Consider the following 23,139-nt stretch of genomic DNA (forward strand, 5'->3'; position numbering starts at 1 on the left):
TTAGTCAGGGGGCAACCAAAATCAGGGGGCGACGAAAGCCGTGACCGCCTCCGCGAACAGTTCCGGCTCCTCCAGGTGTCCGAGGTGTCCGCTGTTCTCCAGGATCAGCAGCCGCGAGTCTGGAATCAGACTATTGAGTTCCTGGCCCCAACGGACGCCGCAGATCACGTCGAAGCGGCCCGCCACCACCAGCGCCGGTACGCGCAGGGTCGGCAGCGCGGCTCGGTCGTCGACGGGGTCGGGGGTGCCGTGCTCGTCCAGGCCGGAGATGTAGGTGGCGCGGATCTGCTCCTGGAGCTCGGTCCAGCGCTCGGGGTCGGCCCAAAACGAGGCGACGTAGGCCGGGATGATGCCGCGGGCCACGCGCATCATCGATGCGTCGTCGGAGATGGTCGGGATCGACGCGAACGCCTGCAGCGTGTCCGCCAGATGCGGGTTGCCGGCATGCCGTTCCGCTAGCTCGCCGACCATGCGCGCGGCTTCGGCGCCGAATTCGGGGCCGGCGGCCGGGGCGCTCTCGTAGAGCACCACGCCGGCCAGCTGGTCCGGGCGCAGGATCGCGTGGTGCTGCGCCACGAATCCGCTGTGGGAGTGGCCCAGTAGATGGACGCGTGCGACCGGCAGGTGGTCGATCAGTGCGGCCAGGTGCCGGCTGTACAGGTCGCGGGTGTAGCCGTGCGGGTGTGTGGCGAGGCGGCCGGAGTCGCCGGTGCCGGCCGGCTCCACGTAGACCATCGTCAGGTGCTGCTCCAGGGCTGCGGAGCGCAGGTACTCCCAGGCGATGCCGGGGCCGCCCGGGACGGCCACGCATACGGGTCCGGCGCCGTGGACGTGGTAGCGCAACGTGAGCCCGTCGACGTCGAAGGAGTGCGGGCCTTCGGTCAGCCGGTCGGCGGAGGGGGCGGAGGGGGCGGAGGAGGTGGCCACGTGCGGACTCCCGATCTTGTTGATGAGTGGTTCACCGGCACGATGCGGAGGGCGGGCCCGAGTTCGATTTCGGAGAAGTGATCTGGCTCACAGGGCGTCGGCTGGGGCCGCGAGGCGTTGCTCCACAACCGATTCGGCCATCGGACGCGGGTGGAAGAGCCGCAGCCGCTTGACCTTGCCGCCGTCCAGATCCATGACCCACGCCGCGGACGGCGGGCAGTGTCCGGGGTTCTCCGGCGGGCTGGTGATGTCCATCTCCCACACCGCCAGCGACCGGCCGGCGGTCACGTTCACCGGCCGCTGGCGCACTCCGGCGGCGAGATCGCAGTCCATGGCGCGGGTGATCAGGGCACTGCCACCGAGGCGGGCGGCGCCGTACATCAGCGCGACCTCGGGCGACCAGCGCTGGGCCACCACCGATCCGAAGGCGCCGGCTTCGGCGGTGGCGAGGGTGTCGCGGGCGTCGTCCCAGGTCGCCGCGGTGCGGGTGCGGGCGTCGCTGTGGGCGGCCTCGGCGGTGGCGGTCAGCGCGTCGGCGAGTTTGGTGCGGGCCTGATTCAGTCTGCTGCGAACCGTGCCGACCGGGACGCCGCAGACGCGCGCGATCTGGTCGTACGCCGTGACCTGCGAGCTGAAGTGGCGCAGCACGAGCGGCAGCTGCAAGGTCGGGGACAGCTGCTCGATCGCCTCCCATACCCAGTCCTGCATCGCGTGCCGGTCGAGCGTCTCGTCCGGGCCGGCGGCCGGATCCCGCCGCGGAGCCAATTCCTCAACCGGCACAAGGCGTCGCGCCTCACGCAGCCGGCCGCGACACTGATTGCGCACGACCATCCGCAGCCATGCCCCGACCGCGTCCGGATCCCGCACGTCGCCGATCCGGCGCAGCGCCACCAGAACCGCGTCCTGCACCGCGTCGTCCGCGTCCGATCCCGGGCCCAGGATGCTCAGCGCCACGGCGCGCATCCCGGCCCGGTGGTGTTCCAGCAGCAGTGCCAGCGCGGTGACCTCACCGGTCTGCGCGGCACGGACCAGCTCCGCGTCGGGGTCAGGCAGCGAGTTCATAGTCGAGGTTCTCATCGGTCGTCGCGGTCTTCGGCGCGGGCTTCAGGAACAGCGCGAGCCCGATCCCGACGGCCAGGGCCGGAGCGATCCACAGATATCCGGTGGCGGTCGCGTGAGCGAAGGCGTCCAACGCGTTCTGCCGCAGGCCTGCGGGCAGGTGGCCGATGCTGTCGGGCCGTGCGGCGTCGAAGCCGCCGGCGGTCGGCAGGCTCCGGGTGCGGTGGGCGAAGCCGGTGTCGAGCAGCGTGCCGAAGACGGCGACCCCGAACGCGGCGCCGATGGAGCGTGTGAAGGTCACCACGGCGCTGGCCGCTCCGAGGTCGGAGGCCGGGACGCTGTTCTGGACGGTCGTCAGCACCACCATCGGCACCATGCCGATGCCGATACCGGTGATCAGGAAGTAGACGCTCAGCAGCACCGTGTTCGGGCCGCCGCCGATGGTGCCCAGCAGGAGCAGTCCGGCCAGGTTCGCTCCGAGGCCCGCGAGCAGGATCGCGCGCAGCCGTTCGACGTGCGCGGCCCACCGCCCGGCCAGGGACTGGCTGACCACCAGGCCGGCGACCAGCGGCAGCATCGATATACCGGACAGCGTGGCCGAGACGCCGTGCACGATCTGCAGGTAGGTCGGCAGGTAGACCAGCACCGAGAACATCGCGGCGTTGGCGAAGAAGGCGATGAGCGAGGAGAAGACGACGGTCCGGGAGCCGAGCATCGCCGGCGGCAGGACCGGGGCGGCGGCGCGGCGCTCGACCGGGAGCAGTACCGCGGCCAGGCCGACGGTCGCCAGGATCAGGCCCACGATGGCCGGCGAGCCCCAGCCCCAGCGCTGGCCGAAGGACGTGACCAGGACCAGGCCGGTGGCCATGGACGCGAGGATCAGCGAGCCCAAGTAGTCGATGCGGGCCTTGGCGCCGCGGACGGCCCTGGGCAGCGCCCGCGCCGCGATGGCCAGCGCGACCAGGCCGACGGGCAGGTTGATCAGGAAGGCCCAGCGCCACGAGAGGTGGTCGGTGAACACGCCGCCGAGCAGCGGCCCGACGATGCTCGCGACGCCGTAGACGGAGCCGAACATGCCCTGGTAGCGGCCTCGCTGCGCCGGCGGGACGATGTCGCCGACCAGCGCGAAGGTCAGCACGATCATGCCGCCGCCGCCCACGCCCTGAAGGACCCGGGCGCCGATCAGCTCGGCCAGGTTCTGGGCCAGGCCGCAGGCCACCGAGGCTATGAGGAAGGTCGAGGTCGCGGCCAGGTAGAGCGGCTTGCGGCCGACCATGTCGCCGAGCTTGCCCCACAGCGGGGTGACGGCGGTCGAGGCGAGCAGGTAGGCGGCGCTGACCCAGGCGATGTTCGCGAATCCGTTGAGATCCTCGGCGATGCGCGGCAGCGCGGTCGAGACGATCGTCTGGTCCAGGGAGGCGAGCAGGACGGCCAGGACCAGGGCGGTCATCGCGGCGGCGACGCTCGTCTTACGACGGGTCCCGGGCTGGGTCTCGGGACGGTTCTCGGGATGGGTCTCGCGATGGGTCTCGGGGAACTGCCGTGACGTCGGCATCTGCGGGCCTCCTAGCTCGGTTCTGTCACATGAATGTAGCACTTAAGAGTGGAGGATTCATTCCTGTGTGACGATAGCCACCGCAGGCTGCACAGCGGACGGCTAGACTCGGGCACCGTGAGAGCCGACGCAGCACGCAATCTGGAAGCCGTACTGACCACCGGGGCCCGCATGCTCGCCACCGATCCGGGGGCGAGCATCGCGGCCATCGCGGCGGCGGCGGGCGTGGACCGCCGCACGGTCTACCGGCGGTTCGACTCCCGGGAGCAGTTGCTCGAGGCGATCTACGAGGCCCGCCTGGAGTCGATCGGCCGCGCCATCGACGACGCGCGGCTGCGCGAGGCGCCGGTGCCCGTGGCCCTGCACCGCTACGTCGAGAACATCATCGTGGTGAACCGGAAGTGGCCGGTCGACCTGTCCCGCATGCTCAGCGACGACGCGGTCCGCCGGCGCCGCGACGCCTACGTCGACGAGGTCGACGCGTTCCTCGCCCGGGCCACGGACGAGGGTCTGCTGCGCCCCGGGCTTCCCGCCGGGTGGGCCGGGGCGCTGCTGCCCGAACTGGTGAACCTGGTGAACCGGGAGCAGCCGGGGCTCAGTCCCGGCCAGGCGGCCGATGTCGTGGTGCAGACTCTGCTGCACGGCATCGGCGGCGCGTCCCGGTAGCGGCCGGCTCAGGCGCTGGTCTGGCCCTGGCAGCCCGGGTCGGGCGTCGGCCAGCCCCCCGGGTCGGGCGTCGGCCGGCCGCCGACTCAGGCGCGCGTCAGCTGGTTGCGCGCCTCGATCTCCTTGATCGTGTTCTTCAGCGCCTTGCCCAGCACGCCCTTGCCGACGCTGCCCAGCAGCACCCCGGTGGCGCGGCCCTTGAAGTTCTTGCCCTCGCGCACGACCACGACGTCCAGCTGCGTGGACCCGTCGGGCAGCGGGGTGAAGGTGTACGTGTGGCCCGAGGCGCCGCCCCAGATGTTGGAGTCGGTCGTGGTCATCACGACGCGGCGCGGGTCGGACCAGTCGTAGTCCAGCCGCTCCCATATCCCGCCGGAGCCCTCGGTGACGTCGGCGTGGTCCACCCCGGAGGAGTGGACTTCCAGGTACTCGTCGGCGCTGTTGGGGAAAAGCTGCTTGCGGCCCGGTCCGAAGTCCGTGAGCGCTGCCACGAACTGCTCCGGGGTCGCGAGGGTCTTCTCGGTGAAGTGGATGGTCGCCATGACCGTTCTCCTGTGCTCCTGGGTTCTCGTCCGTTTACCTCCCCAGGTTCCCTCGGCGAGGGCTCGATCGAGCCAGTACCGAACCCTGGTGGCACGGGCCCGGGGCCCGGCCAGGGTTCGTCCCTGGCGCGGGCCGGGGCCGTACGGGCCGAGTTCGACGGCGGCAAGGACGTCGCGTTGAGCACGGACTTCCCGGGGAGCGCCGACAACGCGGTGCTGTGAAGTCTCGCGATGAGCTTGCCGGCCCCCTGTGAAGCGCGCGCCCGTACGATGGCGCGAAACCGCCGGTAGCTCGAACCGCAGTGGGGGACCAGCACGATGAGAGCGCTTCTGTATGCCACCCTCATCGCGCTGGTCTGTTCGCTGGCCGGCACGCCGGTGGCGATCCGCTTCTTCACCCGGCGCGGCTGGGGGCAGGAGATCCGGGACGAGCTGCCGGAGCTGCACCAGGTCAAGCGCGGGACGCCGACGATGGGCGGCACGGTCATCGTGCTCTCGGCGCTGGCCGCGTACTTCCTGACCAAGGCCGTGACGATGAAGGCCCCGACGACGTCGGCACTGCTCGTGCTGTTCCTGATGGCGGGCCTGGGGGCCGTCGGGTTCATGGACGACTTCATCAAGATCTTCCGGCAGCGCTCGCTGGGGCTGCGGGCCAGGGCGAAGCTGGCCGGGCAGTTGGCGGTGACGCTCACGTTCGCGGTGCTCGTGCTGCACTTCCGGAACTCCGCGGGCCTCACGCCGGCCAGCGAGCACGTGTCGTTCCTGAGGGACATCGGCTGGCTCAGCCTGGGGCCGGTGCTGTTCGTGATCTGGAGCTACGTGATGATCGCGGGCTGGTCGAACGCGGTGAACCTCACCGACGGCCAGGACGGTCTGGCCACCGGCACCTCGGTCATGGCCTTCGGCGCGTACGTCGTGATCGGCCTGTGGCAGTACGGCCAGAACTGTGCCGTGTCGCCGAGCAAAGGCTGCTACCAGGTACGCGACCCGCTGGATCTGGCGATCGTCGCGGCCTCGGTGGTGGGCGCGTGCTTCGGATTCCTGTGGTGGAACGCGTCGCCGGCGAAGATCATCATGGGTGACACCGGTGCGCTCGCGCTGGGCGGGGCCTTCGCCGGTCTGGCCATCTGCTCGCGGACCGAGCTGCTCGCCCTGCTGATCGGCGGCGTGTTCCTCATGGAACTGCTCTCGGTGGTGATCCAGGTGGGCTCCTACAAGCTGCGGCACGGCAAGCGCGTGTTCAAGAACTCCCCGATCCACCACCACTTCGAGATGATGGACTGGCCCGAGGTCACCATCACCATCCGGTTCTGGATCATCGCAGGACTCTGTGTCGCGCTGGGCCTGGGCATGTTCTACGGCGGGTTCAAGGCTTCGGCATGACCGGATCCGGTTCTCCTCAGCTGCCGATGGCCTGCGGGTAGGAGAAGAAGCCGGCCGGGTCGTAGTCCTGCTTCACGGTGACGAGCCGGTCGTAGTTCTGTCCGTAGTACGCCGTGCGCCAGTCCTCGAGCAGGGGGTCGGGGAAGTTCTGGTACGAGTGCCGCGGCGGTCCGAAGGGGAAGATCGCGCCGTAGAACTCGTCGAGCCAGGCCAGGTTCTCCTTGACGACGCTGCGCGGATCGCTGTCGGCCCACGTGGTCTCGGCGTTCAGGATGAACGCCGCGCGGCGGTGCACGAACGCCGTCGCGTCCGGGGCGATCTCGTTGATCCGGCCGCCCATCCCGAACATCGCGAAGCCGGCGCCGTCGGGGTTCGCGCTGCCGGGCCAGGCCTTCAGCGTCTCGGCGGCGGCCTGGACCTGGTCGGCGTCGAGGAGGTCCGTGGGAGAGAGGACCGCGCATTTGGCGGCGAAACGGTCGACCGGTGTGGTGTGCGACAGCAGCTCGCTCGCCCGGCCGGGGGTGACTTCGCGGACTGACTTGGCGTTGCTCGCGCGCTCGCCGGGGGTCCCGATCCGCAGCAGGGGATCGAGGATGCCCAGCAGGTCCTCGACGCTGCCGTAGTGCTGTCCGATGACGTTGACGTTCGCGTTCGCCTCGATCTCGCCGCGGCGCTGTCCGGCGGTGCCGATGCCGAGGCGGCAGTGGAATCGCTTGTCGCCGAGCGTCTCCGTCGCGATCTGCTGCATCGCGGCCATGACCGGCTGCACGCTTTCGACGGTCCACGTGAAGGAGTAGAAGGCGACGTTGCCGGCGAACTGGTCGTAGCCGAAGGTGAAGGACGTGTGCACGCCGAAGTTGTTGCCCGCTCCGCCGCGCACCGCCCAGAACAGGTCGGGGTTGGAGTCCTCTCGGGCCTCGACCACGCTGCCGTCGGCCAGCACCACGGTGGTGGACAGCAGCCGGTCGCAGGTCATGCCGAACATCTTGTCGCTGAAGCCGATGCCGCCGCCGAGCACGAGGCCGGCGACGCCCACCGACGGACAGCGCCCGGTGGGCACGAACATCCCCTCGTCCTCCAGCAGCGGATGCACGTCGCCGTTGGTCACCCCGGCTCCGACGGTCACGGTGCCTGCGTCGTGGGAGACCTGGATCGGCCCGTACCGCCGGGTCCGGCCGCCCGGGCCTTTCGCGGACGTGATCGCCTTCATGCGGCTCATGTTCAGCAGCAGGCCCGTGGTGGTCGAGTATCCGGCGTAGTTGTGTCCCAGGCCCGAGCGCGGCACCGCCGGCATCCCGACCGCGCCGGCCCAGCGGATCGCGGCAGCCACGTCGGCGGTGGTCGCGCAGGCGACGATGCCGGCCGGCCGGATGGCTTCGTAGCGGTGGTTGAACGGGATGGAGAGCGGCCAGAAGGCCGGGTCCCAGGGGCGGTAGAGGGAGGCCGCCGGGGAGAGGGACTTGGCCAGGGCGCGCCAGTCGGCGCCGGATACGTCCCGCGCTGTGGCTGTGGCTGTGGTTCTGGACGTGGCCGACGCGGACGCCGGTTGTGCGACCGCTGCGCTCGCCGCCGCCAGCGTGCCCGCCGTGCCGAGCCTGAGCACATCTCGCCGGTCCAACACGTCGGACTCCTGCCGCGTCGGGGATGGAGAACATGGAAAGCGGGATCACCGTATGTGCAGGTGGCGCCGGGTCCGGCGTGGCGCGGCGTCGCCACCTGCGTGGCCACTCGGACGGCCTATCGGGACGTATGGCCCTGGCCCAAAGACCCGGTCGAGGCGCATCCTGGAAGTGGGAGGAGGAAGGGATACCAGGAGGCGCCGTGCAAAGCCGTATCCAGCCCGACCGCAAGTTGACCGTGCGGATGGGCCTGACTCTTTTCCTGCTGGGACTGCTCTACGTCGCCTTCGCGGCGGTACTGGTGGTCCTGCTCAAGTCCGTCGTGCTGATCGTGGTGATCCTCGGCGGCCTGCTGTTCGTCCAGTACTGGTACTCCGACCGCATCACGCTGGCCGCCCTCAAGGGGCACGTCGTGACCGCCGAGGAGTATCCGCAGCTGCACGCGATCGTGGACCGGCTGTGCGCCCTGGCCGACATGCCGAAGCCGAAGGTGGCCGTCGCCGAACTGGACGTGCCCAACGCCTTCGCCACCGGCCGGAACGCCGAGCACGCGGTGGTGTGCGTGACGACCGGCATCATGGGGATCCTGGATGAGAAGGAGCTGGAGGGCGTCATCGCGCACGAGCTGACGCACGTGGCGCACCGGGACGTCGCGGTGATCACCATCGCCTCGTTCCTGGGCGTGCTGGCCGGCATGATGATGCGCTTCGCGCTGTTCTCCGAGCTCGGCCGCCGCCGCGACCAGAACACGGCGGTCATCCTGATGGCCACCATGGTGGTCTCGATCACCGTCTACGCGCTCAGTTTCCTGCTCATCAGGGCCCTGTCGCGCTATCGCGAGCTGGCCGCGGACCGGGACGGCGCGATCCTGACGGGACAGCCCTCGGAGCTGGCCTCGGCCCTGGTGAAGCTGTCCGACCGGGCCAACCGGATCCCGCGCCGGGACCTGCGGACCGTGCAGGCGTTCAACGCGTTCTTCATCAACCCGGTCGGCGGGTCGATCGCCGATGTGTTCTCCACGCACCCGAAGCTGGAGCGGCGGCTGGAGCAGCTGGCGCGGATCTCCGAGCAGTTGGGGCGGCCGGTCTGAGCGTGGCGGGCGTTCGGGCGTCCGGCCGTCAGGATCGTCCCGGGCTCACTCGTCGTGCTCGTCGTCGGGGTGGTGCGGGATCCGGCGGCCGACGACCTTCTCGGTGACGATCTTGATGAAGTGCTCCCGCTCGCCCGGGGCCCACGGGTCGACGCCCAGTCCGGCCAGCCGGGTCTGTTCGGCCGGGCTGGTGATCAGCTTGGCGCGGCCCAGGAAGGTGACGTACCAGCCGTCGTGCGCCGCCTCGTCGATGCGGTCGACCTCGAAGGCGACGACGGTCTCGGCCACGCCGGCGCCGAACATCGAGCCCTTGCGGGTCCGGAACACCGGGTCGCGGCCGTCCAGCCGGAAGTTGACGACGAAGACGGCCGGCAGCGCGTAGCGGCTGTAGACGATGCGGCCGATCGGCACCGTCGCGGCGAGGTCCAGGGCCTCGGCCTCACTGAAGTGCTCCATTCGCTGTCCCACGGTCATGCCTCGATCGTGTCCACCGCCCGGGAGGCGGCAGAAGAGGCTTTGGACCCTACTTCCCGTGGCCTCTCACTCCGCGTCATCCGGGCAGGGCCGGATTACAGTGGGAACGACGGGGCCGGCCCCGGCCACCGGTTGGCCAGCGGTTCGCCAACGCTTCGCCAACGCTTCGCCAACGCTTCGCCAACGGTCGGAAGGGTGGCTCGGGGATGGCCGATCGGGACTCGGGCGAACCCCGGAACTCTTTGCTGCCGCAGCTGCGGATGGACGAGCTGCTGGACGAGCTGATCTCCCGGGTGACCCAGATCCGGGCCACCCGCGACCGGGTGCAGCAGCTGTTGCAGGGCGTCCTGGCGGTCTCCGGCGGTCTGGAGCTGGACCAGGTGCTCTCCACCATCATCAGCACCGCGACGGAGCTCGTGGACGCCCGGTACGGCGCCCTGGGCGTCATCGACAGCGCCGGGGAGCACTTGGAGCGTTTCATCACCGTCGGGTTGAGTCAGCAGGAGATCGACGCCATCGGGCCCTATCCGACCGGAATGGGGCTGCTCGGCGAGCTGATCCGGCATCCGGTGCCGCTGCGGCTGCACGACATCGCCGGGCATGAGGCGTCGTTCGGGTTCCCCGACAATCATCCGCCGATGCGGACTTTCCTGGGTGTTCCGATCCGGGTTCGGGAGAAGGTGTACGGCAACCTGTACCTGACGGAGAAGCGCGGCGGCGCCTTCTTCGACGCCGACGACGAGACGCTGCTGACCGCCCTGGCCGCGGCGGCCGGCGTGGCGATCGACAACGCCCGGCTGTATGACGAGGCGCAGCGGCGGCAGCGGCGTATGGAGGCGACCGCGGAGCTGACCCGGGGCCTGCTCTCCGGCGTCGACTCCCGGGACCTGCTCGCCGTGCTGGTCGAGCGGGTGCGGGACATGGCCGGGGCGGAGCTGGTGATGATCTCCCTGCCGGACCCCGCGGCCGAACGGCTGACGGTCCAGGTCGCGGCGGGTACCGGGGAGAAGCGGGTGCTGGGGGAGTCGGCGCCGGTGGCCGGATCCGAGGTGGGCGACGTGTTCACCGACGGCGTCGGGCAGGGGATCGTCGACGGCGAATGGGACGCCCGGCCGCTGTGGAAGGAGCTCGGCCTGGGGCCGGCCCACATCGCGCCGCTGGGCGCGGCGGGCAAGGTGCGCGGGGTCCTGGTGGCCGCCAAGCGGTTCGGCGCGCTGCCCTTCGACGCCGGTGTCGTGCGCATGCTGACCGAGGTCGGCGGGCAGGTCGCGGTCGTGCTGGAGCTGGCCGACCACCGGTCGGACGCGGATCTGCTGGCCTTGTACGCCGACCGGGACCGGATCGGGCGGGATCTGCACGATCTGGCCATCCAGCGGCTGTTCGCGGCCGGGATGACGCTGCAGTCGGTGTTGAAGATCACCGAGAAGCAGGCGGTGCGGGACCGCGTGAACCGGGCCGTGTCCGAACTCGACGACACCATCAAGGTGATCCGCTCGACCATCTTCGCGCTGTCCGAGCATGGCGGCCCGGACGAGGTGCCCGGGCTGCGGGCGCAGGTGTTGCAGGTGTGTCAGGACTCTTCGGCGGTCCTGGGCTTCACGCCCGCGGTGCGGTTCACCGGCCCGGTCGACTTCGAGGTCTCCGACGGCGCGGTCGAGCACGCGCTGGCCGTGACCCGCGAGGCGCTGTCGAATGTGGGGCGGCACGCGCACGCCTCCAAGGCCGAGGTGGACGTGGAGACCGCCGACGGATCCCTGGTGCTGCGCATCGCCGACAACGGGGTGGGGATGCCGGCGGACGGCACTCGCCGCAGCGGGCTGGGGAATCTGGCCGACCGGGCCGCGGCGTTGGGCGGGGAGTTCCTGGTGGAGCCCGCCGAGGGTGGGGGGACGGTTCTGACGTGGCGGGTTCCGTTGGACGACTGAGCTCAGGGTTGGACGACTGAGCTCAGTGGTGGCGGGACTGCCCGGACTTGATCTCGGAGACCATCACCGCGGCCTGGACGCGGCGGGTCAGGCCGAGTTTGGCCAGCATCGCCGAGACGTAGTTCTTCACGGTCTTCTCGGCCAGGAACATCCGCTCGGCGATCTGCCGGTTGGTCAGGCCCTCGCCGATCAGGTCCAGCACTTTGTGTTCCTGCGAGGTCAGCTGTGCCAGCGGGTCGCGTTTCTCGTCGGCGGCCCGCAGTTTGGCCATCACCTTGGCCGCGAGTCTGGGGTCCAGCAGCGATTCGCCGCCGGCGACGGTGCGCACCGCCGAGACCAGTTCCGGGCCGAGGGTCTGTTTGAGCAGGTAGCCCGAGGCGCCGGCCATGATGGCGTCGAACAGCGCCTCCTCGTCGGCGAAGGAGGTCAGCATCAGGCAGGACAGTTCCGGCAGCTTGGAGCGCAGTTCGCGGCACACGGTGACGCCGTCGCCGTCGGGGAGCCGCACATCCAGCACGGCGACCCGGGGCCGCAGCGCCGGGACCCGCGCCAGGGCCTCGGCGGCCGTGGCGCCCTCGCCGACGACCTCGAAGTCCGGCTCGTCCTCCAGCATGTCCCGCAGACCGCGCCGGACCACCTGGTGGTCGTCCAGCAGGAACACGCCGATCTTGCCGCCGGTGCCCATCTTGCCGTCGGTGCCGGTGCCGGTGCCGGTGTCGGTGCCGCTGTCACCGTCCATGTCGCCCAGCCTTGCCGAAAGTCCTCGGTCGCGCGAGCCGGGGATCAGGGTGCCACGCGGCGCAGGAACACCACGTCCGCGGAGTGTGCGAGTGCCGTGTGGGGCGCCAGGGCGGCCCGTACCGCGCCGCGGATGTCGACGCGGGCGGTGGGCTCCACGATCTGGATGGTGCTCACGTACACGGTCGCCAGGTGCTCGCGTTCGATCACCGCGATCCTCGGCCGGTCGTCGTCCCAGTGCGCGGCCAGTGCCCGCTGGACTGCGATGAGCAGGTCGCGGTGCGCGTCGGGGCTGAGCTCCGAGCTGGGTGGGGAGGGTGGGGCCTGATTGTCGTAGACGGTGCTCATGGCCTGGCCGATCTGTCGGAGGATCCCGGTCCTTCTCCAGATTCGCGCCGCGCAGGGCGTCGCCGCAGAGGCCATGCTCCCGTTGTCGCAGGGTCGAAAGTCCTGCTTGACCGGGCCTTCGGGCTCCTCGCCGCCGTCCAGCGCCTCACGGTATCGGGCCGGATCCCGGTGCCCGGGACCGCGCCGAGGCCCACTGCATCGCGCGGCTGACGTCCGACGGGGTGACCATGCCGACCAGCCGGCCGTCGTCCAGGATCAGCGCGTGGTGGGCCGGTGCGGTGGTCAGGCGCGGGATCAGGGCTTCGGCCGGGTCGTCCGGGGCGGCCACGACCACCTGGTCCAGCGGGTACATGATCTCGCGGAGCCTGATGTCGTCCCGGGCGTAGGGCGGGACGCGGTGGATGCGTTCCAGCGTGATCAGGCCGATCGGGGTCGGGTCGCCGACGGTGAGGGGGAACGCGGAGCCGCGGTGCAGGAGCGAGCCCTGCTCCAGGAAGTGCTCCACGGTCAACGAGGCCGCCACCGGCTCCGGGTCCGGGGTCATGATCTGGCGCGCGCGGATCCCGGCCAGCAGGGCGTGGACCCGGGTCTGTCGGCTCTCGGCCGTGGCCGAGACCAGGAGGAACCAGCCGGTGAGGGCGAACCAGAATCCTTCGATGCTTCCGGTCAGGAAGAGCAGTACGGTTCCGCCTCCGATGAAGAGCCAGCCCAGGAACCGGCCGGCCGAGGCGGCCGCCAGCGCGGAGCGGTCGCGGTCGCCGGTGCGCCACCACATGACGGCGCGCAGCAGGCGTCCGCCGTCCAGCGGCGCGGCCGGCAGGCTGTTGAACACCGCCAGCAGGATGTTGATGGCGCCGAGCCAGCCGGCCGAGGCGGTGACGGGGCCGGGGGCGCCGGCTGTCCGCAGCGCGAGGGCGAAGCCGGTGAACAGCGCGCCGAGGACCAGGCTGACCAGCGGTCCGATCCCGGCGACGCGCAGCTCGGCGGAGGCCGACGGCATGTCGCCGTCCAGCCTGGTCATGCCGCCGAGCAGCCACAGCGTGATGCCGGAGACGGTGAGCCCGTTGCGGCGGGCCACGACCGCGTGCGAGAGCTCGTGGGCGAGCAGGCACAGGAAGAACAGCGCCGCGGTGACCAGGGCCGCCGTCCAGTACACGGCGTGGGAGTGGCCGGGCTCCTCCTGGGGCAGCACGGTTCTGGCCAGGCCCCACGCGATGAGGACGAAGACGACCAGGACCGACCAGTTCACCCCGACCTCGACGCCGAGGACGCGGCCCAGTTTCACGGTGTTGCCCACTTCGACCTCCGCTCCATCTCCACGCTATGGCGGCGCCGGGCTGTGCGCGCAGGGGCGAAAGTCCTCCAGACCCCGGCACGACAGGACCATCGGCCCTGTTCAACGGCTGGTGCAGGACATTTCCTGGACAGGTGGGACAGGCGGGCGGACAGCCGCGCGGCCCCGGAGGAGGCGCCATGGCCAGCATGGGACGGCACGTCGTCGTCGGCGTGGACGACAGCGACAACTGCCTCATCGCCGTCGATGCCGCGGCCGCGGAGGCGGCGCTGAGGCGCCTGCCGCTCCATGTCGTGCATGCCGCCGTGCATGCCGCCGTGCATGCCGCCGTGCATGCCGACTCGTTCGCTGCGGCGCACTCCGGCGCCGCTCAGCCGCCTGAGCCGGGACGCTGGGTGGACCGCGCGGTGCGGCGGGCCGAGGCCGGCCATCCGGGCCTGACCGTCACCGGGGAGGTGGCCAGGGGCCGTCCGTGTCCGGTGCTGGTCGCGGCGTCCCGGGACGCCGAACTGGTCGTCATCGGCGACCGCGGGCTGGGCGCGCTGGCCAGGGCGCTGGTCGAGACGGTCGCCGGCGGTCTGGTGATGCGGGCGTCGTGTCCGGTTCTGGTGACGCGCGGCCCGGGCGATCCGGACGGCCCGATCGCGGTCGGCGTCGACGGCTCGGCCGACTCCCAGTCCGCAGCCGGTTTCGCCTTCGCCGAGGCGGATCTGCGCGGTCGGCGCCTCGCGGTGGTGCACGCGTGGACGCGTCCGGAGCCGCAGATGCCCGGTTCCGTCATGCCCGGTGCCATCGTGCCCGGCACCGCTGTGTCGGTGCGGATCGGCGCGGAACAACTGGTGTCCGAGGCGTCGGCCGGCTGGTGTGAGAAGTACCCGGACGTGGCGGTGAGCGAGGTGCTGGTGCACGGGTACCCGCGCCACGCGCTGGTCGACGCCGGCGAAAGCGCATCGCTGATGATCGTCGGCGCCGGGGGCCGGACCACGACGGCGGGCCTCGGCCCGGTCAGCCGGCACCTGGTCTATCGCGCGCCGTGCCCGGTGGTCGTCGTGCCCCGTTGAGCGCCGTACCCCTTCGAGCGCTGTACCCCTTCGAGCGAGGAGGCAACACACCATGGAATCCGGAGTCGTCGTCGGCTACGACCAGGGCCCGTCCAGCGAGCGTGCGATCGACCTGGCGGTGGAGGAGGCCGCACGGCGTGGCGTCGAGCTCACGGTGATCCACGCGCTGCACCATCATCACGGCAAGGCCGAGGCCTCCTCCGCGCCCACGGCGCGGGACGTCGCCGAACAAGGCGCCGAACGGGCCCGGGCCGCTCACCCCGGTGTGCCGACGCACGCGGTGTCGGTGGAGGGTTCGGCTCCGGCGGCCCTCGGCGCGGCGTCGGCCGAGGCCGATCTGCTGGTCGTCGGGCATCGGGAACGCGGCGGCTTCGGACTGCGGTACGGCGACGTCGCGCTGCGGACCGTGGCCCGGGCCGGCTGTCCGGCCGTGATCGTGCAGGGCGCTGCCGACGGAGGGCGGGGCGTCGTATTGGCGGCCATGGAGGTCGGCGAGACCCCCGAGGAGGTCCTCGAATTCGCCTTCGGCGAGGCGGCTCGGCGTGGTGCCCGGCTGAAGGCCGTCAGTGCGCTGGAGATGCTCTGGCCGTTCGCGTACGCCGGAGACCGGGGCCAGTTGCGCCATGCGTCGGATCAGGCCGGGGAACGTGCCGGCGCGGCCTTGGAGGAACGGCTGCGGCCGTGGCGGGCACGGCATCCGGACGTCGTCGTGGAGTGCGAACTCGACCAGGGGGACCCGGCGGTGGTTCTGGCCCACGCCACCGCGCACGCGGACCTGATCGTCGTCGGCGGTCGCCGACGTGGGGAGCACCACCAGGGGATGCACCACGGCGCGATCGCGGACGCGTTGCTGCAGCACGCCGACTGCCCGATCGCGGTCGTTCCGCACGGGTGAACGGCGGCGGCCGTACGAGTGACCGGCGGCCGTACGAGTGACCGACGGCCGCGCCGTTCGGGGCCTCGAGGGAGGTTCCCGGATGGCGCGGCCGCAGGCGTTCTCTCAGGCCAGCACCTTCTCCTTGGCTCGCTGGAACTCCTCCTCGCTGAGGACCCCGGAGTCCTTCAATCCGGCGAGTCTGGTCAGTTCGGCGCCGGTGTCCGAGGCGCCGTTGCCGCCGCTGCTGCCCGCCGTCTTGCGGATGTAGTCGTCGAGCTGTTCCTGGCTCTGCCGGGCCTGGGCGACATCCCGGTCACCCATGCCGTGGCCCCGCACGATGAGGTAGATGAACACCCCGATGAACGGCAGGACGCAGACGAAGATGATCCACCCCGCCTTGGCCCAGCCGGACAGCTTGTGGTCCCGGAAGAGGTCTGCGAACACGCGGAACAACAACATGAACCACATGATCCACAGGAAGAACCAGAAGATCATCCAGAAGGCGTTGAGAAGGGGATGGGACATGGTGTGCCTCCTTCGGTCGCCCCGCAGGCGGGGCGGGTCGCGCGGTCTACCACGGTCACGATTCGATCGTCCGCTTGGCACGGAAGGGGCAGCAGAGGCTTTAGGCCCTAGTTATCCGTATATGTATCGTTTTCAACCGGATGCCTCGACCGCTGCCGATGCGGCCCTCCAGGGCGACACTTGAGGCGGAGGTGCCGCATGAACGCCGTCGTGCCGCAGTCGATGAACGCCTGGGTCGTCCGGCGTCCGGGCCCCATTGAGGACGGACCGCTCGACCTGGTCTCCAAGCCGGTGCCGCGCCCGGGGCCGGGGGAGTTGCTGGTGCGGGTCGTCGCGTGCGGGGTGTGCCGGACCGATCTGCACGTCGGCGAAGGCGATCTGCCGGTGCGGCGGGAGCGGGTCACGCCGGGCCACGAGGTGGTCGCATCGGTCGCCGAACTGGGGCCGGGTACCGGCGATTCCGGGTTCGCGGTCGGCGACCGGGTCGGGGCGGCCTGGCTGCGCAGTACCTGCGGGCACTGCCGGTTCTGCCTGCGTGGCGCGGAGAACCTGTGTCCGCAGTCCTCCTACACCGGTTGGGACGCCGACGGCGGCTATGCCGAGTACATGACGGTTCCCGCCGCGTTCGCGTACCGCCTCCCGTCCGGCTACACCGACGCCGAGCTGGCGCCGTTGCTGTGCGCGGGCATCATCGGTTACCGCGCGCTGCAACGTGCGGCGGTCCCGGACGGCGGCCGGCTCGGCATCTACGGCTTCGGCGGCAGCGCGCACCTGGCCGCGCAGGTCGCGCTGGCGCGGGGCGCGACGGTCCATGTCATGACGCGTGGCGAGCGCGCTCAGCGGCTGGCCTTGCGGCTGGGTGCGAGTTCCGTGGTCGGGGCCTACGACGAGCCGCCGGAGAAGCTGGACTCGGCGATCCTGTTCGCCCCGGTCGGCGACCTGGTCCCGGTGGCGCTGCGGGCGCTGGATCGCGGCGGGGTGCTGGCGATCGCCGGGATCCATCTGTCCGACGTGCCCCCGCTGGTGTACGAGCGCGATCTGTTCTACGAACGCGAGATCCGCAGCGTCACGGCGAATACCCGCGCCGACGGGGAGGACTTCCTGCGGTTCGCCGGTGAGCACCGTCTTGAGGTGACGACTCATCCGTATCCGCTTCGGGAGGCGCAGCAGGCGTTGCGGGATCTCAAGGCGGGGTTGTTCGACGGGGCCGCGGTGCTCGAGGCCTGATACGCCCGATACCGCTTCGGTTTTCAGGCGTGCAGGTCGAGCACGGCCGAGCGGATGCCGTCCAGGGCCTGGTCGAGTTTGTCGATCGCCTCGGCCACGCGGTCGCTGGCGGCGCAGTCGCCGATCAGGCTCTGGGCGCCGGCCAGGCTCAGGCCGGCGGACAGCAGGGCTCGGACGATGGTGTCGGTCAGGTCCAGGACGGTGGTCTGCGGCGATGCCGCCGCTGATGAAGCCGATGCCGATGCCGATTCGAGCTCGGTCAGGGCGGCGCCGTGCCGGTCGTCGAGGCGGCGCGGCGATCGTCCGTTCAGGCTCCTGGCCAGGGCCTCGCCGGCCACCAGGCCGTAGAGCCGGGTCACCTCCAGGGCCCTGGCACTCGGGGGGCCGGGGTACGGGAAGTGCGTCGACACCACGCCGACCAGGTTCCCGTCGATGTCGATCAGCGGTGTGGACTGGACGGCGCGGAACCTCGAGGCGGCGGCGACATCGCGGTGCGGGGCGTACTCGTCGTCGGCGTCCACATCGGCGATGACGGCCTGCCGGCGGTCGGCCAGCGCGCGTCCGCAGGCGGAGGTGTCGTCGGCGACGACGGCGAAGTGGTCCAGGAAGTCCTGGCCGAAGCCGGCGGAGGCGGCGATCCGCAGGGTGTGCGCGGCGGGCTCGACGAGCTGCACGTTGCCGAGGTCGGCCCCGGTCAGGGCCATCGTCTCGTCCAGGATGGTGGTGGCCGCGACGTCGGCGGGCCAGCCCGCCGCGAGCTGCGCCGCGGCGTGTTGCAGCAGGTGGGCGGTGGCGGCGTCGTCGAGGCTGAGGCGGATGAAGGCCGTCAGGTTCTGGTCCGGTGCGGCCGGCTCCAGCGCCGCGGCGCGTTCGAGAAGTCTTGGAACGGTCCCGATCACTGTGGTCATGGGCGCCTCGCCTCCTGATGACTCAACAGTACGCCCGACCGGCGGGAACGTGATCTCGGATCGGAGGCGGTGCGGAAGCGGGCTCAGGACCCGGGGCGATCCAGGAGCTCGTACTGTCCGGCGTTCGGCGGCCGGTCCCGCGGGCCGTCCCGGTCGTACTCGAGGTCGTCGACCACCGCCGCGACGCCGTCGGCGCGCCCGACCATCTCGGCGATCAGCCGGGCCAGCCCGCGGGTCTCGACCCGGCCGCCGAGCAGGACCACGCCGTCGTCGACGAGGATGCGCAGCGTCGCCGGATCGATCCAGAAGACACCGCGGATGATGTCCTCGGCGACCTCGCGCCGGATCTCGGCGTCGGCGCGCACGAACGCGGCCAGCAGGTCCGAGCGGCTCACCACGCCCTTCAGGACGCCTCGCGCGTCGGTGACGACCAGCTGCCGCACATGCTGCTCGGTCATCCTGCGGGCCGCCGCCGGGACCGCGGCCTCCGGCCCGATCGTCAACGCCGGGGAGGTCATCAGCTCCCGCGTGGTGGTCGCCGCGATCTCCGCCTCGGCCTTCCGCCGGGCGCGGCCGGGCAGCAGGCGCTGTCCGAACCCGGGCGGATCGACGGCGCAGGCCGACTCCTTGCGCACCAGGTCCGACTCGGACACGACGCCGAGCACCCGGCCGTCGCTGTGCACCACCGGCACGGCGCCGATGTGGTGTCGGTCCAGCAACTCGGCGACGGCGCTGAACGGGGCATCGGCCAGAACCGTGACGACCTGGTCGGCCGGAGTCATCAGGCGGGAGACGGCTGTGTGCTTCATGGTTGCTCCGCATCCCCCCGGGCGGGTGTGCTGATCCGGCTCTCAGACGGCCTTCGGCTCCCCCATGACCGTCCGGTGTTCCGGCATCGGTCTGAGCCGCACCTTCCAGTCCTCACCGTCGCGCACGACATCGATCTCGGCGGCGCACGACCAGGTCTCCGCCTCGGCGATGGCGCAGGCCAGCCCGCGCGCCACGGCCATCGCGGCCTGCCACTCCTCGACCGCGGCGACCACGAACTGGCTGCCCCCGATCGTCACGACGCGCACGCCCTCCACGGAGTTGATCTGCCGGATCTGGTCCGCACGGAGGAGGTCGCCGCTCGCGGTGCTGATCCAGACATGGTTCATGACTGCTCCCTCTATGGCTATTTTGCCCTGCTTTGGCCGATTGGGGAACGGTCTTTCGGCCCGGTGCGGGAGTGGCCATAGGTCCCGGGTGGGTGGTGGGTGGTCGGCCCCCGCAGCCTCGACTCGCACCGCCAACGTGATGAGCCGCGACAGACGAGCGTGACTATGGGATTGCCAGTAGGTCGATTGGCAAAATGCTTACCGCTTCACAGCATTGCGGAGTCCTGAAATCATGGTGCTCTCTCCGAAGTGGATATCTAATCGGAGGCGGTCTTGGCCGGAGAATTATTCCCGGCATTCCCCGAAGTGGACCAAGGAGTGGTATGGGCTCTAGGTACCGCAAGACTTTCAAAGCCGGACCGATCAGGGTGACCGCGTCGAAGTCCGGCATCAGCTACTCGGCGGGAGTCAAAGGAGCCCGCGTCACGAAGCGGGCCGACGGCCGCGTGCAGACGACGTTATCCGCTCCGGGAACGGGACTGAGCTATACCAAGTCGAGCGGCGGCACGAAGAAGGCTCGCCCCAGCTCGGCGAAGCCTTCCAAGGCGACCGCCCCGCCGAAAAGCCGGGCTGTCAAGCCCCGTGTTCCCACCCGGTCCGAGATCGAACGAGCATGGCTGGCCTCGGGGGAACTGCTTCCTGCGCATGGCCCTCGCATTAGCGAGCGCAAGGCTATGTTCCTCGCGGGATTCATGGCGTCACTTGCCGAACCCGGTGAGGAGACTCGCCTCTTCTTGGCCGTCAGTAAGCTCAATCCGGCGCGGGACGTGTTGGTTTTGACAACACGGAGGTTGCTGATGTTCCAGGCCGACCAGCTCCTTCGCGGTGGCCGAATCGTCTCCGTGAATCTCAGCTCGGTGGGCGAGGTGACTATCCGACGTCGCCTGTGGTCGGCGTCTTTGGTGCTGAAGGATGCTCACGGTTCTGACCGCATGGTATGCGGGTCGGTAAGCCCCAAGAGCCTGGCCTGGCTGAGAACGGCTACAAAAGGCGACCCCGTCTTCGTCTTGCCCGGTTGAGACAACAGGTGCGTGCGTGCAACACATAAGGTGGGGAGGGATCCACTTGCAGTATCGCTTCAATGCCGCGCCCGGCTGGCCGCCGGTACCCGAGGGCTGGATGCCACCCCCGGGCTGGCAGCCTGATCCGGCCTGGCCGCCGGCCCCGCCCGGCTGGCAGTTCTGGCTTCCGCTCACGCACTCCGACGTGCCGAAGCAGTCGTTCGCGTTCGCGGCGCCGACGTACACCCCGATCGGGAGTGGCCAAAGTGGCCTCCTCGGCAAACGTAAGCGCGCGGAAGTGGAAAACGAGGCTCTTCGGGCGGAGATAGCCCGGCTGACGGGGATGGACCCGAGGCAGATAGCCGAAGAGGTCGCTTTGGCGACGAGGGAGCTCTCGGAGCTGAAGCGCCAGCAGATCGGGGCGTTGGAGGTGCTTTCGCGGGCGCAGGCGGAGGCCGAGTCGCTTCGTTCCGACATCATCCAACTCCGCGATGAGCAGCTGCTCCAAGAGGTCGGCATCTACGAGTATCGGCACCGGCTCGAGGACGCGGTGGCGTACAAGATGCGCCTGGAGAAGCTGCGCGAGCTCATCAAGGAAAGCGGGCGCCGGGGGAACGCCGTGCTGAGTGCCACCGATTGGCGGGTCAACAATTCCCTGGCTCAGGGCCGGAAGATGGTCAAGGAGTTCTCCAAGCTGATGTTGCGTGCTTACAACGCGGAGGCGGACACCCTTGTCCGGGATCTTCGCGCCTTCAAAGTCGACGCCGCTGTGGCCCGCTTGTCGAAGACGCGCGAGACCATCGCGAAACTCGGCACCACGATGAACATCCGTGTCTCGGATGCCTACCATGCCTTGCGCGTCCAGGAACTGGAGCTGACGGCTGACTACCTGGTCAAGGTGGAGGAGGAGAAGGAACGGGTCCGCGAGGAACGCGAGCGCCAGCGTGAGGAAGCCAAGGCCCAGAAGGAGTTCGAGCGGGAGAAGGCCCGTCTGCTCAAGGAGCAAGCCCACTACCACGGGGCGCTCGCTCGTCTGGGCGACGCGGATGATCGAACGACGCTGGAGGGCAAGCTTGCCGAAATCGACGCCGCGATCAAAGGCGTCGAGGACCGTGAGGCGAACATCCGGGCGGGCTATGTGTACGTCATCTCCAACGTCGGTTCCTTCGGCCCGGACGTCGTCAAAATCGGCCTCACCCGCCGGTTGGATCCGATGGACAGGGTGCGTGAGCTCGGCGATGCTTCGGTGCCGTTCCGGTTCGACGTGCATGCGCTCGTTTTCAGCGAGGACGCCGTGTCGCTGGAGACCGCGTTGCACCACGAGTTCGCGGAAAGTCGGCTGAACCGCGTGAACATGCGTCGCGAGTTCTTCCGGGTGACGCCGGCCGAGGTACGCGACGCGCTAAGTCGGCATGTGAGCCATCACCTGCTGGAGTTCACCGCCACACCCGAAGCGCTGGAGTGGCGCCAATCGCAGCACGCTATGTAGCGGTCATGTCGGGCTCGCCCTCGAACGCGCTATTTCCATGGCTCAGCGGGTCAGGCCGACAGCCCCAGAGGACCGCCGGCCTGACCTGCTTCACCCCCGTTCCACCGCACCGATCGTCAGCGCTGCAGCTTCTCCGGCGTCATCCCGGGGCAGGTCGTGTTCGCGGGCAGCAGCTCGCGCGCGGCCTGCTCCTGGGCGTCGCTGGTGCCGCCGACCAGGGGGGCCGTGGCGGTGGTTCCGTTGGGGCGGACGATGGTCACGGAGGTGATGTTCGGGTAGGCCAGGAAGCCGGTCTTCGGGTCGCGGGTCGTGAGTTTGACCTCGACGACGCCGGATGCTCCGACCGTGACCTGGTCGGACTGGAAGGGCTCCGTGGTCCCGTTGACGATGTCGGTCGTCTTGGTGCCCGCGACCGTCACCTTCGAGCCGGGGGTGGCGACGACGGGGGCGTAGAAGACCTGAGCCGGGGAGTCCAGTTCGGCCAGCGGTGCCGCCTCGGGGTGGGTGGCCTCGCTCGCGTCGATGGTTTCCGGCAGCTCCAGCCAGATCCCCTTGTAGGAGTCGGAGCCGAACATGCGGTAGACGGCGCCGCCGTGGCTGACGTCGACGACGGCCGCGCCGTCGCCGCCGGAGTGGGCCAGGTTGCCGGCCCACTCGATCTTGAAGGTGTAGGACGACAGTGTGTAGCCGCACAGCTTGAACGAGCCGACCAGGTTGTCCAGGACGTCGCGGGTGCCGTCGCCGACCGGCTTGCCGTAGGCGTGGATCATCGCGTCCACGGTCGGTTTCGCCTGCGCCGTCGACGTCTGGTAGCCCGGGAACAGCGCGTAGTCCGTGGGCCAGCCGAACATCATCGCCTGGCCGGTGGTGGAGCTCGAGCTCGGCGGCGACGATGTGGTGGCCGACGGGCTGCTCGGCGGCGTGGTCGGCGCGCTGTCATGCGTCACCGGGCTCGTTGCGGGGCTCGTCGCGGGGTTCGTCGGCGGTGCCAGTGGCGAGTGCGTCGGGCCGCCCGCGGCCGCGGCCGAGGCCGGGCCCGAGCCGCCGCGCCCCACCGCGCTGCCGATCCCGACCGCGGCTCCCAGCACGGCCACGACGGCCAGCGACGCGCCGAGGGTGGTGCGCCTGCGGCGGTCGCGGGCGATCGCGGGGCCCAGCGGGCCGTAGGGGTCGGCTGAGCGCGGGCTCAGAGCGGCAGCCGCCCGCAGGCTGCCGGCCAGCTCGTCGGTGAACGCGCTCTCGTGTTCGTCGGTCATGGTGTCCTCCGTCATCCG

General features: G+C 70.4%; 24 protein-coding genes. 10 read left to right on the forward strand and 14 right to left on the reverse strand.

Going from position 1 to position 23,139, the window contains the following annotated elements; all coding sequences use genetic code 11:
- Nucleotides 1-21: 21 nt before the first annotated feature.
- The 3 genes from ABIA35_RS25675 to ABIA35_RS25685 all read right to left on the reverse strand — a co-directional run bounded on the left by ABIA35_RS25675 (nt 22) and on the right by ABIA35_RS25685 (nt 3,541).
- A complete protein-coding gene (locus ABIA35_RS25675) occupies nt 22-927 on the reverse strand; it encodes an alpha/beta fold hydrolase (protein WP_370359581.1) in 906 nt (301 codons plus the stop codon).
- An 87-nt stretch (nt 928-1,014) separates the two neighbouring features.
- The gene (locus ABIA35_RS25680) at nt 1,015-1,989 is read right to left on the reverse strand and encodes an RNA polymerase sigma factor (RefSeq protein WP_370359582.1); all 975 of its coding nucleotides are present in this window, start codon (nt 1,987-1,989) and stop codon (nt 1,015-1,017) included.
- Nucleotides 1,973-3,541, reverse strand: coding sequence for an MDR family MFS transporter (locus ABIA35_RS25685; protein ID WP_370359583.1), 1,569 nt, complete (start codon nt 3,539-3,541; stop codon nt 1,973-1,975). Before ABIA35_RS25685 ends, ABIA35_RS25680 begins: the two co-directional genes overlap by 17 nt.
- A 171-nt stretch (nt 3,542-3,712) precedes the next feature.
- On the opposite strand from ABIA35_RS25685, the gene ABIA35_RS25690 reads away from it, so the two are divergent.
- Nucleotides 3,713-4,207 (forward strand): TetR/AcrR family transcriptional regulator, encoded by a 495-nt coding sequence (locus ABIA35_RS25690; protein ID WP_370343646.1) that lies wholly within the window; start codon nt 3,713-3,715, stop codon nt 4,205-4,207.
- A gap of 86 nt (nt 4,208-4,293) precedes the next feature.
- Here ABIA35_RS25690 and ABIA35_RS25695 read toward each other — a convergent pair whose 3' ends face one another.
- Complete coding sequence (locus ABIA35_RS25695) at nt 4,294-4,749, reverse strand: SRPBCC family protein (protein ID WP_370343514.1); 456 nt, start codon at nt 4,747-4,749, stop codon at nt 4,294-4,296.
- A 12-nt stretch (nt 4,750-4,761) separates the two neighbouring features.
- Here ABIA35_RS25695 and ABIA35_RS25700 point away from each other — a divergent pair, with 12 nt between their 5' ends.
- Together ABIA35_RS25700 and mraY are read left to right on the forward strand one after the other, a co-directional pair.
- Nucleotides 4,762-4,971: a hypothetical protein gene (locus tag ABIA35_RS25700; protein ID WP_370359584.1), complete on the forward strand. Its 210-nt coding sequence runs from the start codon at nt 4,762-4,764 to the stop codon at nt 4,969-4,971.
- 96 nt (nt 4,972-5,067) lie between these two features.
- A complete protein-coding gene (gene mraY, locus ABIA35_RS25705; RefSeq protein ID WP_370343515.1) occupies nt 5,068-6,132 on the forward strand; it encodes a phospho-N-acetylmuramoyl-pentapeptide-transferase in 1,065 nt (354 codons plus the stop codon).
- Nucleotides 6,133-6,148: 16 nt separating this feature from the next.
- Here mraY and ABIA35_RS25710 read toward each other — a convergent pair whose 3' ends face one another.
- The gene (locus ABIA35_RS25710; protein ID WP_370359585.1) at nt 6,149-7,753 is read right to left on the reverse strand and encodes an FAD-binding oxidoreductase; all 1,605 of its coding nucleotides are present in this window, start codon (nt 7,751-7,753) and stop codon (nt 6,149-6,151) included.
- A 200-nt stretch (nt 7,754-7,953) separates the two neighbouring features.
- On the opposite strand from ABIA35_RS25710, the gene htpX reads away from it, so the two are divergent.
- Nucleotides 7,954-8,841: a zinc metalloprotease HtpX gene (gene htpX / locus ABIA35_RS25715; RefSeq protein WP_370359586.1), complete on the forward strand. Its 888-nt coding sequence runs from the start codon at nt 7,954-7,956 to the stop codon at nt 8,839-8,841.
- A gap of 45 nt (nt 8,842-8,886) precedes the next feature.
- On the opposite strand, the gene ABIA35_RS25720 is transcribed toward htpX, so the two are convergent.
- Nucleotides 8,887-9,315, reverse strand: coding sequence for a pyridoxamine 5'-phosphate oxidase family protein (locus tag ABIA35_RS25720; protein WP_370343518.1), 429 nt, complete (start codon nt 9,313-9,315; stop codon nt 8,887-8,889).
- A gap of 206 nt (nt 9,316-9,521) precedes the next feature.
- On the opposite strand from ABIA35_RS25720, the gene ABIA35_RS25725 reads away from it, so the two are divergent.
- Nucleotides 9,522-11,240, forward strand: a complete 1,719-nt coding sequence (locus ABIA35_RS25725; protein WP_370359587.1) for a GAF domain-containing protein — start codon at nt 9,522-9,524, stop codon at nt 11,238-11,240.
- Nucleotides 11,241-11,262: 22 nt separating this feature from the next.
- Here the strand turns inward: ABIA35_RS25725 and ABIA35_RS25730 are convergent, their stop codons facing one another.
- The 3 genes from ABIA35_RS25730 to ABIA35_RS25740 form a co-directional block, all read right to left on the reverse strand.
- The gene (locus ABIA35_RS25730; protein WP_370359588.1) at nt 11,263-11,979 is read right to left on the reverse strand and encodes a response regulator; all 717 of its coding nucleotides are present in this window, start codon (nt 11,977-11,979) and stop codon (nt 11,263-11,265) included.
- Between the two features lie 44 nt (nt 11,980-12,023).
- Nucleotides 12,024-12,326: a hypothetical protein gene (locus ABIA35_RS25735; RefSeq protein WP_370359589.1), complete on the reverse strand. Its 303-nt coding sequence runs from the start codon at nt 12,324-12,326 to the stop codon at nt 12,024-12,026.
- Nucleotides 12,327-12,471: 145 nt separating this feature from the next.
- Nucleotides 12,472-13,623 carry a site-2 protease family protein gene (locus ABIA35_RS25740; protein ID WP_370359591.1) on the reverse strand — a complete coding sequence of 384 codons (1,152 nt, stop codon included), beginning with the start codon at nt 13,621-13,623 and terminating at the stop codon, nt 12,472-12,474.
- Between the two features lie 176 nt (nt 13,624-13,799).
- On the opposite strand from ABIA35_RS25740, the gene ABIA35_RS25745 reads away from it, so the two are divergent.
- Together ABIA35_RS25745 and ABIA35_RS25750 are read left to right on the forward strand one after the other, a co-directional pair.
- Nucleotides 13,800-14,681: a universal stress protein gene (locus ABIA35_RS25745; protein ID WP_370359592.1), complete on the forward strand. Its 882-nt coding sequence runs from the start codon at nt 13,800-13,802 to the stop codon at nt 14,679-14,681.
- Between the two features lie 52 nt (nt 14,682-14,733).
- Nucleotides 14,734-15,576, forward strand: coding sequence for a universal stress protein (locus tag ABIA35_RS25750; protein WP_370359593.1), 843 nt, complete (start codon nt 14,734-14,736; stop codon nt 15,574-15,576).
- A gap of 105 nt (nt 15,577-15,681) precedes the next feature.
- Here ABIA35_RS25750 and ABIA35_RS25755 read toward each other — a convergent pair whose 3' ends face one another.
- Nucleotides 15,682-16,083, reverse strand: coding sequence for an SHOCT domain-containing protein (locus ABIA35_RS25755; protein WP_370343531.1), 402 nt, complete (start codon nt 16,081-16,083; stop codon nt 15,682-15,684).
- A 222-nt stretch (nt 16,084-16,305) separates the two neighbouring features.
- On the opposite strand from ABIA35_RS25755, the gene ABIA35_RS25760 reads away from it, so the two are divergent.
- Entirely contained in the window at nt 16,306-17,310 is a 1,005-nt protein-coding gene (locus ABIA35_RS25760; RefSeq protein ID WP_370343647.1) for a zinc-binding alcohol dehydrogenase family protein, read from the forward strand.
- A gap of 23 nt (nt 17,311-17,333) precedes the next feature.
- Here the strand turns inward: ABIA35_RS25760 and ABIA35_RS25765 are convergent, their stop codons facing one another.
- The 3 genes from ABIA35_RS25765 to ABIA35_RS25775 form a co-directional block, all read right to left on the reverse strand.
- A complete protein-coding gene (locus tag ABIA35_RS25765) occupies nt 17,334-18,218 on the reverse strand; it encodes a GAF domain-containing protein (protein ID WP_370359594.1) in 885 nt (294 codons plus the stop codon).
- Between the two features lie 83 nt (nt 18,219-18,301).
- Nucleotides 18,302-19,027, reverse strand: coding sequence for a CBS domain-containing protein (locus ABIA35_RS25770; protein ID WP_370359595.1), 726 nt, complete (start codon nt 19,025-19,027; stop codon nt 18,302-18,304).
- A gap of 42 nt (nt 19,028-19,069) precedes the next feature.
- Nucleotides 19,070-19,375: a hypothetical protein gene (locus ABIA35_RS25775; protein WP_370343538.1), complete on the reverse strand. Its 306-nt coding sequence runs from the start codon at nt 19,373-19,375 to the stop codon at nt 19,070-19,072.
- Nucleotides 19,376-19,698: 323 nt separating this feature from the next.
- Between ABIA35_RS25775 and ABIA35_RS25780 the strand changes: the two genes are divergently transcribed.
- Together ABIA35_RS25780 and ABIA35_RS25785 are read left to right on the forward strand one after the other, a co-directional pair.
- Nucleotides 19,699-20,394: a DUF4236 domain-containing protein gene (locus tag ABIA35_RS25780; RefSeq protein WP_370359596.1), complete on the forward strand. Its 696-nt coding sequence runs from the start codon at nt 19,699-19,701 to the stop codon at nt 20,392-20,394.
- A gap of 46 nt (nt 20,395-20,440) precedes the next feature.
- Nucleotides 20,441-21,865 (forward strand): DUF4041 domain-containing protein, encoded by a 1,425-nt coding sequence (locus tag ABIA35_RS25785; RefSeq protein WP_370359598.1) that lies wholly within the window; start codon nt 20,441-20,443, stop codon nt 21,863-21,865.
- 116 nt (nt 21,866-21,981) lie between these two features.
- Here the strand turns inward: ABIA35_RS25785 and ABIA35_RS25790 are convergent, their stop codons facing one another.
- Nucleotides 21,982-23,121, reverse strand: coding sequence for a hypothetical protein (locus ABIA35_RS25790; RefSeq protein ID WP_370359599.1), 1,140 nt, complete (start codon nt 23,119-23,121; stop codon nt 21,982-21,984).
- Between the last annotated feature and the right edge of the window lie 18 nt (nt 23,122-23,139).

The sequence above is a fragment of the Catenulispora sp. MAP12-49 genome (assembly GCF_041262705.1).
Classification (GTDB): Bacteria; Actinomycetota; Actinomycetes; order Streptomycetales; family Catenulisporaceae; genus Catenulispora.